The organism is Vibrio sp. 10N.261.46.A3 (assembly GCF_041472995.1).
In the GTDB taxonomy this organism is placed as follows: Bacteria; Pseudomonadota; Gammaproteobacteria; order Enterobacterales; family Vibrionaceae; genus Vibrio; species Vibrio coralliirubri.
The window spans coordinates 1-14363 of the sequence record NZ_JBFRRH010000079.1 but is presented as its reverse complement, the minus strand read 5'-3'; the positions used below and the strand labels follow the sequence as shown (position 1 = coordinate 14363).

Sequence of the window (14363 nt, the reverse complement as noted above, 5' to 3'; positions counted from 1 at the left end):
CAGAAAAGTTAATGCTTACATAGATATACATTATCTTTTTTTGTTTTTTGACGCGCGTAATAGGATTGAGATGCTTGTCTACTTTTGATAACTCGTGTTAGTGATTGAATTGTAGAGAAGCCCGCAACAGTACGATATACTAGATACCATATTAATGTCCCTAACGCGTGAAAGATTCTGTGGAAGCGTTGGCAGGATGTGTTGTTATGCTCCAGTTTATGAAGTGTAGCTAGAGTGCGGAGTTGGCAATGTCTTCAATAAATTTCGAATCCACGTACGGTGTGATAACTATTCAAGATATGAATGTAGTTAGTGTTGATGCTAACTATGCTCGCATCTACGGATACCAATCGCCCGAAGAACTACTTTCTAATATCGATAGCTTTCTAGATTTAATCTCAGAAGATTACCATGTTCTAGCCTATCAAAATTACCTTGAAACGGTGAGTGGTCAACGCGACCCTCAGGTTCATACCTATACCAATGTTGATCGTAACGGCAGAGAGTTCACCGTGTTTTCTATCGACCATGTGACGGAGTGGCAGGGAAGGCCTGCACTGCAAGTCACGGTTATCGATCTTTCCCCTGCGATTCAGCTGCAAAATGCGGTGCGTGAGCAAGATAAGATGTATCACGACATGATCATGCAATCAGGGCAGGGAATCTTGGTTCACCGAGATTTTAAACCTTTGATGGTCAATCAATCGTGGGTCAAATTACAAGGTGGATCGTCCATAGAGCAAGTATTAGCGCTGGATTCGATCCTTGAGTTGGTACCCAAGCAGAACACTGATGGCATCAATAAGCACTATCATGCGCTTATGTCTGGTGAGTTGTCTGGAACGAGCACTGTGGTCGAAAACATTGGGTTTGACGGTGTGCATCGATTTTTCAATATTTACGACAATGCGATTACGTGGAAAGGTCAGCCTGCGGTTCAGGTTGTGCTCGAAGATGTGACGCAAAAGGTGATGTTGGAAAAGCAGTTGGTTCACCAAGCTAATTACGATGAAATGACGGATTTGCTCAATCGTAGGGCTATTTATGAATGGCTAAGAGAGCATATTATCTCTGAAAATTACCTTGTGTGTATGTTGTTGGATATCGATGATTTTAAGTCGATTAATGACACTTACGGTCATATGGTCGGTGATGAGGTCATTTGTGCTTTGGCTAATATTGCCAAGCGCAATGCCGATAGAGTGGGTGGAGTCGCAGGCCGTTGGGGTGGTGAAGAGTTCATTATCTTTATCCCAAATGCGTCTCTTGAACTAGCATACGAGGTGTCAGAAGAGATTCGCCAACAGTTCCATCACGTTGAGTTCAAAATTGATGAACAGGTTCGATTTAATTCGAGTGTCAGTATCGGAATCAGTGATAGTCGAGCTTGTGAAGACGGTGTCACTATTGACGCACTCGTGAATTTAACCGATCAGTCTCTCTATCGCGCGAAAGCCAATGGCAAGAATTGTGTCGACGGAGATGTGGTTGCGCTCTAGTATTTGTACGTTGCTTTATTAAAGCTGATCGTCTCATCTGAAATGAAAGATGCCCTGAAGCTAAAGCGTCAGGGCATTTTTGTATCTCACTTGTGATGGCGCTCAGCTGATTAAGCAGAAACCTCAACTTCGTAAGAACCAAATTTACGGATGTTAATCACACCAGTATCTAGGATTAGGTATTGACCTTTAATACCTTGAAGTACACCGGTCACTTCAGGGTTCTTATCAAAGTTGTGCGATACAATCTTCACAGGGTGCTGCTCAACTGGGTAGCTCAATGAAGTGATGTTTTCGCTCAGAATCTCGATAGCATCGTCACCAAACTTAGCTCTGATCTCTTGGATTTTATCCTCAACCAATGGCAACAGTTCTTTGGCTTTTTCTACCAACTCCATATCGTCGCCGTCGCCTTTTAGCAGCGTGCGCCAGTTGGTTTTGTCAGCAATGTGCTTTGCCAACTCTACTTCGATCAGGCCAGAAATCTGACGTGTTTTTACCTTCAAGATAGGCAAACCTTGAGTCGCGCCTTGGTCAATCCAACGGGTAGGGATTTGAGTGTGACGAGTGATACCCACCTTTAGGCTTGATGTGTTCGATAGGTAAACGAAGTGATCAACCATGCAGTTCTCTTCACCCCATTGAGGCTCACGACAAGTGCCTTCATCGTAGTGGCAAGTCTCTGGCTTCATGATGCACATGTCGCAGCTTGCTAGCTTTTTCATGCACACAAAACAGTGGCCTTGAGAGTAGCTTTTCTTGGTTTTCTTACCACACGAACAACAAAAAATATTGCCGGTATGGGTGAGGTTGATGGTTTTACCAATCAGAGGGTTTAGTTCTACAAACTCTTCACCTACAGGTAAACGGTAAGTAACCGCACCATCAAGGGAAGCACTCATCTTCTTGAGTGTACCTTTTGCTAATAAAGACATGACATTACTCGTTGTATTTTGATTATTATTTCGTCCACTCGCTCGCCTTGTGAACAGGCGATACGGTTAACGATGATTATGCGATGAGTATAACAAATAGGGCCTGTTTTTATACGCAATATTACTTGATTATTGCGATGGATAATTGATGAGCAAACACTCGCTCAAAATTATGGTATGACATTTTGTTCAGGCGTGATATAACGTTTTTTAGTAAATTATTGGCATTAAGATCACTAATTTACCTAACTTATTTTCTATCGTGAAATCCCAACTATAGGGACCTTAAGCCGGAAGCTTAGACGTGAAGTGGATCCATAAAATAGTCATCTTTTTAGTTATCACGACGCTGGCGATTGTCCAGTATTACCGTGTGAGCGGAAATCGTGTGATAACGGCAATTACCCCTGATAAATATGAGTTTATCGCGACCAGCGATCAAGTAGATAGAGGAGTCAGTACGTCCCAATTATCTTATCAAAATGGCCAGTATATTCTCGACTGTGAGCTTAAAAAGTCTGAGTATCCGTGGCCTTATTGCGGCCTATCGATTCGTATCAACCGAGACATCACCGCGGGTCTTGATCTTTCCCAATATCACACCTTTAGAGTCAATATTGATTACCATGCGGAGGCCGATTCTAGCGGTCGTTTGCGAACTTACCTGCGTAATTATAATCCTGCTTATTCGGTTCCTGATGACGAGTACACGCATAAATACAACGGGATGGAGTTTTCTCCAGGAGTCGATGGCGGTGTGATTGAGATTCCGATCAAAAACCTGCAAGTAATGACATGGTGGTTAGCGGATAACGATATTGCGTTAGAGCACTCCGCGCCTGAATATTCGAACGTGAATATGGTTGAGTTTGCTACTGCGTCCGGGGCGAAGCTTGGCCATCATAGAATCGTTATCCGTAGCATTGAGTTTGAAGGCTCTTATATCACTGGCGAGAGCTTGTTCTTAATTTTGCTGTTTATCTGGGTGGGGACGGGCACCGTGTTCTTGATTTCAGAATTGCACCGTTCTAGGAAGCGCATGGTGATTGTTGAAAAGAGACACAACCATCTAAAGAACGTCAACCGAGCATTGAGAGAGCAAAATTTTGAGTTTTCTGAAAAGGCTCACCGTGATGAATTAACCGGAATACTAAACCGCCACGCGATTCGTGATTGGTTGAAAATGCAGTCACAACAGGTGAAGCAAGGACATGGCAAGTTGGGTATGTTGTATCTCGATATCGACTACTTCAAGAGCGTGAATGACAAGTACGGACACCAAATGGGTGACCATATTTTACGTGAGTTCAGCATGGTTGTGGGCAGTTCGATCAGCGCGACAGATAAATTGGTGCGCTGGGGCGGTGAAGAGTTCATTGTTTTTTGCCCTGAGACTGATCTTGGCGAAGCACAAAGAAAGGCCGAGAAAATCCGACTTTTAGTCAGCCAACACCTCTGGGTTCATGGCGACCCACTTACATGCAGTATTGGTATTGCCGAGATGAAGCAAGAGCGGGTGACAGAGACCATTGCTCGCGCGGACGAAGCTTTATATCAAGCAAAGCATTCAGGTCGAAATCAGGTGATCTTGAGTCACTAATCTGAAAATTGTTTTGATGAGTTTATAAGCCACACGTGCACATGTGACGTGTGGCGTTTTTATGGCTGCTCGATGAGTTTACCCTCTAGAGCCTTTGTTGGTTTGCTTGGATAACGTATAAAAATGATCTCATTGTTCTTTAAATGTCTGCTGGGTGCCGCGGCGGTTTTGTTGATTGCACTATTGTCGAAGAGTAAGAGTTTTTACATCTCTGGTTTAGTGCCGCTGTTTCCGACCTTTGCTCTGATTGCTCACTACATAGTTGGCACGGAACAAACCATGGTCGAGTTGCGCACCACAGCGCTGTTTGGTCTGTTTTCGCTTGTGCCGTACGCCGCTTATCTTGGCGCAGTGTACGTGTTCAGTTATCGCTATAACTTGGTATCGACGCTCTCGTTAGCGACCTTAGTTTGGGTATTGTGTGCTTCTATGCTGTTGCTAGGTTGGACGCGTTTGGTACCAAGCGCAATTTAATGCTGTTGTTCTGAAGTGCTATGAGTTGTTTATTTTAGCCAATAGCCAATAGCCAATAGCCAATAGCCAATAGCCAAAAACAAAAAAGGTGACGCGGGGCCACCAAAAGGGAAAAGCGTTTCTTGTTTTTATGTGCCCGTTCAGTGCTTGCTTACGCTGAACGGGCATTTTTGTATTGGTTGAACCGGGGGAAGTTCAACCAGTTTAGGGGAGCATTCCTGTAAGCATGCGCTTATAGGACGTTAGTGTTTACCAGAAGATCCAAGCGAACAGAGTCAGAACTAGGATACAAACTAGGTTCAACACCATACCGATTCGCATCATCTCTTTCTGCTTGATGTGACCCGAGCCAAATACAATTGCGTTAGGTGGTGTCGCTACTGGCAGCATGAAGGCACAAGATGCAGCAACCGCAATCAGTGCAGACAAGATTACCGGAGACATACCCAGCGCTTCAGCAATGGTTGCGAATACTGGTACTAACAATGCTGCACTTGCTGTGTTACTTGCAAATTCCGTTAGGAATACCACAAACGCTACCACGGCTAGAATCGTAAGCAGTACGCCTGCTGTTTCTAAAAATCCGCTTAGTGAGTGTGCTAGGAATACGCTGGTTCCTGTCGCTTTCAGAATGTTACTTAAACAGATACCGCCACCGAACAGGATAAGTACACCCCAGTCCGTTGTCTTCTCAACGTCTTTCCATTCTACCGCTCTAGAAGCACCAAGCAGTACAATCGCACCAATCGCTACTAAGCTATCAAATTTAGAGAATCCGCCAATCATTGCGTTGATTGGTTTACCGAATATCCAAAGCGTTACGGTTAAAAGGAAGATAGACAGTGTGATTTTCTTGCTGTTTGTCCACTCAACGGGAGCGTGGTCTAGCTCGAATTTGTGGTCAAGCTTTGGTTTAGTCATCACGTAAAGAATAATCATCGCGATTGGCAGTAAGATCATTGAGATAGGCAGGCCAAGTGCCATCCACTCTGTGAAGCTCAAGCCAACTTCTGCCGCCGCAATTGCGTTTGGTGGGCTACCAACCAAGGTTGCGATGCCGCCGATTGAAGCACAGTAAGCGATACCCAGTAGCACGAACACGTAGGTGTTGCGGTCTTCACTTTGGTCGACTTTGTTCATGATGCCAAGAACAAGAGGAAGCATCATTGCAGTGGTGGCCGTGTTTGAGATCCACATGGATAGACCCGCACTCACACCGAACAACATGAACACAGCGACCGACATTCTGCCTTTTGCTATCAGCAGTACTTTGTCAGCAATTGCTTTGTCTAGCTCTTGTTTGTTCAGTGCGGCTGCTAATGCGAAGCCACCCATGAACAAGAAGATGATTGGGTTTGAAAAGTTAGCCAGCGCTGCGGGCGTGTTGAATACACCAAACAAGACAGCCAATAGGGGAACGAGCAAAGCGGTGATGCTGACGTGAATAGCTTCTGTTAACCATAGAATGGCAACGAACACGAGAATACTTAAACCTGTATTCACTTGCGCTTCGAATGGCAGGGTATTGAGCAAAACTGCAAATAGCGTGAAATTACCAATTAATATCATGCTGTTGCGGGTAAACAACCAGTGTTTCAGTGTAGTAACAAGTGCCGTCATAAGACGCTCCTTTTGTTTATCCTCGTTGTACTGGTGCACGACTTCATTGAGTTGTGCTTATTATTTTCGAGGTATATAGCTTGATGTAGGGTCAGACTTTGTTGGAAGAATGTTACTCAAGTTAATAAAGGAGTGTTGGTGTGTTTTTGCTTAACAATGGGGAAGTGTGAGGCAACAAATTCAAAATGTGTAGTTTTCTACACATCGGTCTCTGCTGGGTCTGCAATCGGGCTTGTTATAGGGTCTACAACAGGGTTTACAGTGGGGTCAGTCATAGGGTTTGGGATCGGAAATGATTCCGGTTTTGGACTGGGTTGAATCGGCTCTTTAGGTCCAAGGAACTTTGGCGTTGTCCCCATAATATACAGATCAAGGAATGCTTTTGTGCGTGCAAACACTTCACGTAAACGTATTGAGGTTCCCGAGTGATGAGTCGGTCCTGAAACCGCTAAACACTGCGCATGAATATCGTAAGAATTGGCGATAAACAGTGCTCTTTCACAGTGGAACTTTTGGGTGATGATCAGAAAGTTATCAGTATCGAATATCTTTTTGGCGCGAACAATCGAGTCTAAGGTTCTGAAACCAGCATAATCTAGATTGATACGTTCATCGGGGACGCCAGCTTTCAACAAGTCGCGTTTCATCGTCCACGGCTCATTGTAAGAGCGATGAGCGTTATCGCCACTTAACAGAAACTGGTCGACTTTTTCACGGTCGAAGAGTTCAATCGCGGCTTCGATTCGGTGCTTATAATAGTCGTTGAGTGTTCTACCCAAATATTTGCTCGTGCCAAGCACAACTGCGACCTCAAGCTCGGGCACGTCATCAATATCGTAGATGATGCGATCTTCCGCTTGCCATGAAACCCAATAATCGATCGCAATAACCGCAGCGCTGCCAACTAAGAACACGAGGAAAGCGCCAAACAGAAAACCTTGCAGTTTTTTGTAAGCTTTTTTTATGTAGCTACGGATAATGTGAGAATCAAATTTCACTCTCGGTATGGTCCTTTCACTGAGCATTAATTTTTGAGTGCTCGATAATACCAAATAAAAATGAGAAAAATCAGTTAAAAAGACAAGACAGTGTAAAGAAAAAAGCCCCTGCAATTGCAGAGGCTCTTAGAAGAGTAGTTAACGCTCTTTATTTAGAATGCCGTGCGCTTGTAGCGACGGTAAACTGGCTGCCAGAAGTGCTGGTCAATCGCTTGTTGCAGTGCATCTTCAGTGATCTCTAGAGCAACGCCCTGTTCAATCGCCTTCTTACCTACAGCAAGAGCAATCTTCTTAGATACGGTGTGGATCTCTTCCAATGGTGGAAGTAGAGCGCCTGTGCCATTGATTGCTAGTGGAGAACACGTTGCAAGTGCACGGCTTGATTCCATTAGCATTTCGTCAGTGATGCGTGAAGCATTCACAGCCAATACACCAAGGCCAATACCTGGGAAGATGTAGCTGTTGTTACACTGAGCGATTGGGTAAGTGGTACCGTTGTGAACGACTGGCTCAAATGGGCTACCTGTCGCAACAAGTGCTTGGCCATCAGTCCAGCGTATAATGTCGTTCGGCGTTGCTTCAACACGGCTTGTTGGGTTCGACAGTGGGAACACGATAGGGCGTTCACAGTGTAGGTTCATCTCTTTGATGACTTCTTTGCTGAATAGACCTGGAGCACCAGATACACCAACCAATACGGTTGGTTTCGCGTGGCGAACAACGTCTAGTAGAGAGAAACCAGTGCCGTCGCTTTCCCAGTCTTTGGTGTTTTCGTTGGTTTGAACCAGACGCTGTTGGAAATCAAGCAGGTTTTGCATGCCTTCTTGTAGCAGACCCCAACGGTCAACCATGTAAACTTGAGAACGAGCTTGTGCATCGCTGATACCTTCAGACACCATTTGAGCAATGATAGCTTCAGCAATACCACAACCTGCAGAACCCGCACCTAAGAAGGTGATACGCTGATCTGACAGTTTGCTGTTTGCTGCTTTACATGCTGCAAGTAGAGAACCAACCGTTACGGCTGCTGTGCCTTGGATGTCATCGTTGAAACAACAGATGCGATCTTTGTAGCGCTCAAGCAGTGGCATTGCGTTCTTTTGTGCGAAATCTTCGAACTGAACTAATGCATCAGGCCAACGGCGTTGAACCGCTTGGATGAACTCTTCAACGAATGCATCGTAGTCAGCACCCGTAATACGAGGGTGACGCCAGCCCATGTACATTGGGTCAGCAAGACGTTGAGGGTTGTTAGTACCCACATCGAGCACGATTGGTAGCATGTAAGCTGGGCTGATGCCGCCACAAGCTGTGTAAAGTGCTAGCTTACCAATTGGAATACCCATACCACCGATGCCTTGGTCTCCCAAACCAAGAATACGCTCACCATCCGTAACCACGATAACTTTAACGTTGTGGTTTGTCGCATTATTCAGTAGGTCATCGATACGATCGCGGTTCGGGTATGAGATAAACAGACCACGGCCACGACGGTAAATATTTGAGAAGTTCTCACATGCTGCGCCAACCGTTGGCGTGTAAATGATAGGCATCATTTCAGAGATGTGGTTTTGAACTAAACGATAAAAAAGCGTTTCATTAGTGTCTTGGATGTTACGAAGGTAGATATGCTTATCCATATCACTTTCGAAGTTACAATATTGTTTGTATGCACGTCCTACTTGCTCTTGGATTGTTTCGGTTGTTTCCGGTAACAAACCTTCAAGGTTGAAAGAACTGCGCTCTTCAGCAGAGAATGCGCTGCCTTTGTTTAGAAGAGGTGTACTTAGTAGAGCAGGACCAGCATAAGGGATATATAGAGGGCGTTTATCGTTGTTCATTGGATGCCTAATATGGGAGAAAGGGTAACTGAAAAATGATAACGGTTTAGTTATTCAATTGTAAATAGTTTCTCCGCGATCTGAGCAAACAAAATGATATTCTTACCTCTGTCCCACACTTATCGAATTTCAACACGATAATTCGTTATACTTTGCTCACACTTTTTCGCGACGCTCCCTTTTTATGTCATTACTTCCCATCGATGCTTATCAAAATGTATTCCACGAACAAATCGCTAATTCTCACCTTGTCGTAGAGGCGGAAACTGGATCGGGTAAGTCAACGCGCCTGCCACTTTGGGCCTCTCAACATGGGCGAGTGTTAGTGGTGGAGCCAAGACGCATCGCGTGTACATCATTGTCTAAATATCTCGCACAGCAATCCGGCGAGAAGCTTGGGAACAAAGTGGGCTACGCGATTAAGCTTGAATCGGAGTACAACGAGCAAACTAGCGTCGTTTTTGTGACACCCGGTATCGCGCTGCGTTGGTTATCAGAAGATGGATTAGCTAACTTTGATGTGATCGTGGTGGATGAGTTTCATGAGAGGCGCTGGGACATTGATCTGCTGGTGGCGATTCTGAAGCAAAAAGCGAGTCATCGTTTGGTGATTACATCAGCAACCATTGAGGGTGAGCGCCTTGCTCAGTATTTGGATGCCAATCGAATAAGCTGTGAAGGACGAACTTATCAAGTTGAGATTGAGCACAGAGCGAACGAATCCAGAACACTGCCTGATATCCGACATCTAGAGCAACGCATTGCGGAAGAAGTGAATCATCAGTTGATCGCTTCTTCTGGCGATATGTTGGTTTTTCTGCCGGGTAAAAAAGAGATCGTGCAATGTGAACAAGCCTTAGCGAAAAATCCAGATATCCAAGTTATTAAATTGCATGCGTCGGTCAGTGATAAAGAGCGAGATTCAGCGTTATCGGGTCGGAATATCAATACTGAAGGTAATGATTTGAGAAAGGTCATCCTTGCGACCAACGTTGCCGAAACCTCATTAACCATTCCTGACATTGGCGTGGTGATAGATTCAGGATTAGAGAGACGCACCGTTCAACGTAATGGCAGAACCACACTGATGCTTAAATCTATATCACGAGCGAGTGCCAAACAGCGAGCTGGCCGCGCAGGTAGGGTAATGGATGGCGTTTGTGTGCGTCTATATGGAGAACATGCGGCGTTAGAGTTAGTCACACCGCCTGAATTGCAGCGTGAAGAGCTGACCGAACCTATGCTGGCCGCAGCGTGTTGTGGTGCTCCGCTTGAGAGCTTGTTTTTCCTTGATCCTATTCCAGAGAAATCACTAAACAGTGCAACTCAAACCTTGCTGACGATGGAAGCGATTAACGCCAACCATCAAGTTACCGAGCATGGCAAAAAGCTGTATCCACTACCAATTGATGCCTTGTATGCCGATATCGTTACTCGAATCAAAACCAAAGCATTAAAAGAGGCGATGGTCGATCTCACTGCGGCGTTGTCCGTTCCTGCTCGCTTGTATCAGTTACCAAACAATGCAGAACATCTAGAAGCGCTCGCGCAACAAGAGAAGGAAGGGTGTGATTTAAGCCTGTTGATTCAGATTGTGCGTGGTCGTGAATATCCGCATTTAGACATCGACCAACAGGCACTGAATGAAGCTCAAAGTCTAGCTAAGCAAATGCGGGAGGTGTTTGAACTTCCTCAGCTAGAAGTCGCGTCACGTTTCCAACGCATTGAACTGTTCAAGACCATTGTGAATCTGCATCCTGAACTGGTGTTTGTGCGTCGACTTAAAAGGAAAGAAGCGTTTGCCAATGGAGCGTTAGAAGTGGTACTCGGTCGTCAGAACCGTTTCCCTGATTATGCACAAGCGATGTTGGTGTTGGATACTCACAGCTTGCCGGGAAGAGGCGTTAAGCAAACACTGACCTTAGCGACGGTCACGGCACCCATTCCTCTTGAGCTTATCATTGATGCTGAACTAGGAGAGTGGGAGCAAGGTGAAACCGTCGTGAATGACGATGGCGTATTTACCGAGATGGCGTTGGTGTACGCAGGCCGCACGATTACAACCAAGCTCGTCGCGGCCGAAGGGCAATTATCGTTAAAACCTATCGTCGACCTTGTGTTAAATGGAGACCAGCTTCCGGGTTTTGCAAAGGCTCGCACTCAAGAAATCAAACACTGGCAGCTGTATGTGAAACTTGGTCTCGATGAAAACACACAATACACACCAGAAATTGAGAACATTAACTTTGAGCTATGGTTTATAGAGCAGCTTGAAGTACTAGGTGTTACTGATGTCAGCGAATTGGAAATGTTCGATCATGCAGACATACCGTTCGATGGCATTCCAAGTTGGCTCTACTCAGAATTTTCGGAAAAATTTCCGTTTGCATTGAGCCTTGCCGACTTGCAACTCGATGTAGAATACTTGCCCGCAAGAAAGCTGATTTACGTCCACTATCAGTCGGGTAGTCGAAAGTTATCGCCAAAACGTTGGGAGCTACCGACATGGTCTGGCTGGCGTATTCAGTACAAAAAAGCGAGCCGGATAATTGATATCAAATAGATGGATAAGTTTTATCTCTAAAATATTAATCAAATAGGTGCATATATGATTTTTCAGTGCTTATTTTGTTACAAATTTGATTTTTATATGCCTTTTTAACCAATCAAAAGGTCATAAAAGACTATTCTTCTATATCCTATTGCTATAAAGAAAGAGTTGATAGATATTTAGTATATTGTGTTGCCAAAGTGTCGGGGGACATCATGGATAAACAGGAAGAGACGCGTGTAGAGTTCGATTACACAACATTTCTTGGCGCCTCATGCAGTAAAAAATGGACTTTTCTGGAAGCACTCACCACAATTGCGCCAGTGTTCAGTACCGTCTGGCGAGATAGCATTAAAGAGCTAGCAAGCCCTGAAGATCGTTTATGGCAGATGGCATTGAAATCAATGTCGACGCGTAAAAGTGATGAGTCGAACATTGTTACCTTACTCAAGCTTGCTAAGCTGGAAGGGATCAATGAGCTTAAAGTGGTGATGCCATATTCACTTGAAAAAGATCAGATCGAGTATATTGAATCGCGCAGTCATTTAGTGATTGCGGGTAATTCTGGAGAAGAGTTCACGATTAGGCTGTAACTTCAGTTCGCCGATAACCTCTCTCAGGAATAGTAAAACGTACACGTAAAAAGGGCCTCAATATTGAGGCCCTTTTAGTATCTAAAACTTGTGTCTACGAGCTTATTAGCTTTCTATTTTGAGATAAAGCAATAAAGCAACTAGTCGATTAGACCATAGTCAGCGCGTAGTACATCGATGATCTCTTGCTTCGGATTTTCGCTCAGTACGATCTCCGCACCTGTGATTTTCGCTGCGATATCAAGGTAAGTGCGAGACAGAGACATTAGTGAATCCAGTGGAAGTTCATTGTCACGAGCCAATGCTTCACGTTCTGGCATACGTTCTTTGTTCAAAAGAATGTCGGCATCAGGGAAGTAGTTAAGCAAGAACTGACGGAAGCCTTCTTTTGAATTCTCAACGATGTTGCCGTTGTTGTATTCCTGAGTATCCCAAATGCGAGATGAATCTGGAGTGCCCACTTCATCCATGTAGATAAGCTTTTCTTTGCCTTGAGCATCGTTGACGTAGCCAAACTCAAATTTGGTATCAACAAAGGTTTGGTCTACTTTTGCTAGCGCTTGGCTGATTACGTTGAAGCCTTCTTTAAGAAGTTTTTCGTAATGCGCGATGTCGCTTGCTTGAGTAAAGTTGAATGCTGCGAAGTTATCTTCGATGTTGTTACGTGTGATGTTCACATCGTCAGCTTCTGGAACGCCAGGAATACCTTTCAGAATCCCTTTTGTTGAAGGCGTGATAAGTAGCTCAGGCAACTTCTTGTCTTTCTCAAGGCCTTCAGGCATCTCGATACCACAGAATTCACGTTCGCCGTTTGCGTATGCACGCCACATTGAACCTGTGATGTATTGACGACAAATCGCCTCGATCATGACTGGGCGAGCTTTTTGTACAATCCATACAAACGGGTGAGGGATATCAAGAATATGACTGTCAGCAAGTCCGTTGTCTTTAAACAATTTGAACCAGTGGTTAGAGATAGCATTCAGAGCCGCTCCCTTACCTGGAACACCTTTAAGATTCCCTTCACCACGCCAGATACAATCAAATGCGGAGATACGGTCACTGATCACCATGATTGCTAAAGGCGCATCTGGTGCTACATCGTAGCCTTTCTCTTTAATTAGTCGTTGGCTATCTTCTTCAGTTAACCAGTAGACCGAACGAACCTTGCCGCTGTGGACAGGTTTATCAGTACGGATTGGTAGGTCATCATTTACGGCAAGAACTTGATCAGCAAGGCTCATTTAGACATTCCTATCTTTTATCAAACGTCATACAGAGAAGTGCGGTGTGCACATGATTAGACGGGCATTATACCCAATCTACTATTTGCTTCCAGAGAAAAAGCAAACGATTGCTAAATCTATTGTTTAAATAAAAACCCCCGCCTAACAATCCGCTAAAAAATTGGCGAATTGTAGGGCAGGGGAAGGCAGTATGTTTGGACTGTGTTTTGGCGAATTGTTTATTAAGTTAACTTAAGTTTGTTAGCTAAAAGATTAAGCTAAGTTTGTGGACCATGTTTTTGAGCCAAAATGTTATTAAGCAATATAGCCTAGTGAATACGCTCTGAATTTGCATCCATAAAGAAGACTTCACATTGAAAGCGTAACCCTAATGTTCTTAGGTACTGTTGGCTGAACTGATCAATCGATGAACTTGCAACTATCGCGCTTGCATTCTTAGAGCGGATTGCTTTCTCAACAGTTTCTACTTCAGTCATTTGATGAGAGGCTTTCATATGAATAACACGGTCGCAGCAAACATTATGTTGCTTAAGCTGCTTAGCCGATGGTCTTGGTGTTTGAGCCGTAAAAAGTAGCCACTGGTGTTGATTGGACAGCAACGCCATTCTTGCAAACAACGCTTCCTCGTTTGAATTTTTGCTTTTACGAGAAACTGATGTAAATGCGCAGTGAACTAGCGGGCTAGAGTGTTGGGCTTTAACGTGTGCTTGAATCATTTTGCTGTCCTTATATACATGCTGTATGTGTATACAGTAGTTTTAGTTACTTATAAGATCAAGCGTTTTTTGCGGGATTATTGGACGATTTTGTCTGGAATTATGGGTGAAATGTAATTAAGCCATTGAAATTATTTGATAAATTAAATTTGAATGAATTTGCTGTTTTGTCTCATAAGTTGAAAAAATGTGAGCTTTACACAGGTGTATACAGTGGTTTTGACAGAAAAGTACTGTATATACCTGTATAGAAGAGAGAAGAGAGAAGAGAGAAGAGAGAAGAGAGAAG

Annotated in this window: 11 protein-coding genes; 5 read left to right on the top strand and 6 right to left on the bottom strand. The window is 44.3% G+C overall.

Translation table 11 applies throughout. From position 1 onward, the window contains the following. Positions 1–248: 248 nt before the first annotated feature. On the top strand, positions 249–1499 hold the full coding sequence (locus AB4484_RS18550; RefSeq protein ID WP_048659548.1) for a sensor domain-containing diguanylate cyclase: 1251 nt from the start codon (positions 249–251) through the stop codon (positions 1497–1499). Between the two features lie 110 nt (positions 1500–1609). On the opposite strand, the gene AB4484_RS18545 is transcribed toward AB4484_RS18550, so the two are convergent. Further along, positions 1610–2434 carry a DUF2797 domain-containing protein gene (locus AB4484_RS18545; RefSeq protein ID WP_017063586.1) on the bottom strand — a complete coding sequence of 275 codons (825 nt, stop codon included), beginning with the start codon at positions 2432–2434 and terminating at the stop codon, positions 1610–1612. A gap of 304 nt (positions 2435–2738) precedes the next feature. On the opposite strand from AB4484_RS18545, the gene AB4484_RS18540 reads away from it, so the two are divergent. Further along, positions 2739–4034: a GGDEF domain-containing protein gene (locus AB4484_RS18540; protein WP_372079716.1), complete on the top strand. Its 1296-nt coding sequence runs from the start codon at positions 2739–2741 to the stop codon at positions 4032–4034. A 123-nt stretch (positions 4035–4157) separates the two neighbouring features. Then, positions 4158–4508, top strand: a complete 351-nt coding sequence (locus AB4484_RS18535; RefSeq protein ID WP_048607138.1) for a GlpM family protein — start codon at positions 4158–4160, stop codon at positions 4506–4508. Positions 4509–4757: 249 nt separating this feature from the next. On the opposite strand, the gene AB4484_RS18530 is transcribed toward AB4484_RS18535, so the two are convergent. The 3 genes from AB4484_RS18530 to AB4484_RS18520 all read right to left on the bottom strand — a co-directional run bounded on the left by AB4484_RS18530 (position 4758) and on the right by AB4484_RS18520 (position 8967). Further along, entirely contained in the window at positions 4758–6128 is a 1371-nt protein-coding gene (locus AB4484_RS18530) for a DASS family sodium-coupled anion symporter (protein ID WP_048607137.1), read from the bottom strand. A 197-nt stretch (positions 6129–6325) separates the two neighbouring features. Next, a complete protein-coding gene (locus AB4484_RS18525) occupies positions 6326–7126 on the bottom strand; it encodes a vancomycin high temperature exclusion protein (RefSeq protein ID WP_372079714.1) in 801 nt (266 codons plus the stop codon). A 152-nt stretch (positions 7127–7278) separates the two neighbouring features. Next, positions 7279–8967 carry an NAD-dependent malic enzyme gene (locus AB4484_RS18520; protein ID WP_048613210.1) on the bottom strand — a complete coding sequence of 563 codons (1689 nt, stop codon included), beginning with the start codon at positions 8965–8967 and terminating at the stop codon, positions 7279–7281. A gap of 184 nt (positions 8968–9151) precedes the next feature. Between AB4484_RS18520 and AB4484_RS18515 the strand changes: the two genes are divergently transcribed. Beyond that, on the top strand, positions 9152–11530 hold the full coding sequence (locus AB4484_RS18515; RefSeq protein WP_372079712.1) for a helicase-related protein: 2379 nt from the start codon (positions 9152–9154) through the stop codon (positions 11528–11530). Between the two features lie 203 nt (positions 11531–11733). Continuing rightward, positions 11734–12111: a transporter gene (locus AB4484_RS18510; RefSeq protein ID WP_065677387.1), complete on the top strand. Its 378-nt coding sequence runs from the start codon at positions 11734–11736 to the stop codon at positions 12109–12111. A gap of 140 nt (positions 12112–12251) precedes the next feature. Here the strand turns inward: AB4484_RS18510 and AB4484_RS18505 are convergent, their stop codons facing one another. Together AB4484_RS18505 and AB4484_RS18500 are read right to left on the bottom strand one after the other, a co-directional pair. Then, the gene (locus AB4484_RS18505) at positions 12252–13355 is read right to left on the bottom strand and encodes a phosphoribosylaminoimidazolesuccinocarboxamide synthase (RefSeq protein ID WP_017055177.1); all 1104 of its coding nucleotides are present in this window, start codon (positions 13353–13355) and stop codon (positions 12252–12254) included. Positions 13356–13666: 311 nt separating this feature from the next. Next, positions 13667–14074 (bottom strand): SulA-like leucine-rich domain-containing protein, encoded by a 408-nt coding sequence (locus AB4484_RS18500; RefSeq protein WP_017072931.1) that lies wholly within the window; start codon positions 14072–14074, stop codon positions 13667–13669. Positions 14075–14363 lie beyond the last annotated feature (289 nt).

Coding starts and splice junctions, on each gene's coding strand:
- AB4484_RS18550 (WP_048659548.1), top strand. CDS start 249: ATGTCTTCAATAAATTTCGAATCCACGTACGGTGTGATAACTATTCAA.
- AB4484_RS18545 (WP_017063586.1), bottom strand. CDS start 2,434: ATGTCTTTATTAGCAAAAGGTACACTCAAGAAGATGAGTGCTTCCCTT.
- AB4484_RS18535 (WP_048607138.1), top strand. CDS start 4,158: ATGATCTCATTGTTCTTTAAATGTCTGCTGGGTGCCGCGGCGGTTTTG.
- AB4484_RS18530 (WP_048607137.1), bottom strand. CDS start 6,128: ATGACGGCACTTGTTACTACACTGAAACACTGGTTGTTTACCCGCAAC.
- AB4484_RS18520 (WP_048613210.1), bottom strand. CDS start 8,967: ATGAACAACGATAAACGCCCTCTATATATCCCTTATGCTGGTCCTGCT.
- AB4484_RS18515 (WP_372079712.1), top strand. CDS start 9,152: ATGTCATTACTTCCCATCGATGCTTATCAAAATGTATTCCACGAACAA.
- AB4484_RS18510 (WP_065677387.1), top strand. CDS start 11,734: ATGGATAAACAGGAAGAGACGCGTGTAGAGTTCGATTACACAACATTT.
- AB4484_RS18505 (WP_017055177.1), bottom strand. CDS start 13,355: ATGAGCCTTGCTGATCAAGTTCTTGCCGTAAATGATGACCTACCAATC.
- AB4484_RS18500 (WP_017072931.1), bottom strand. CDS start 14,074: ATGATTCAAGCACACGTTAAAGCCCAACACTCTAGCCCGCTAGTTCAC.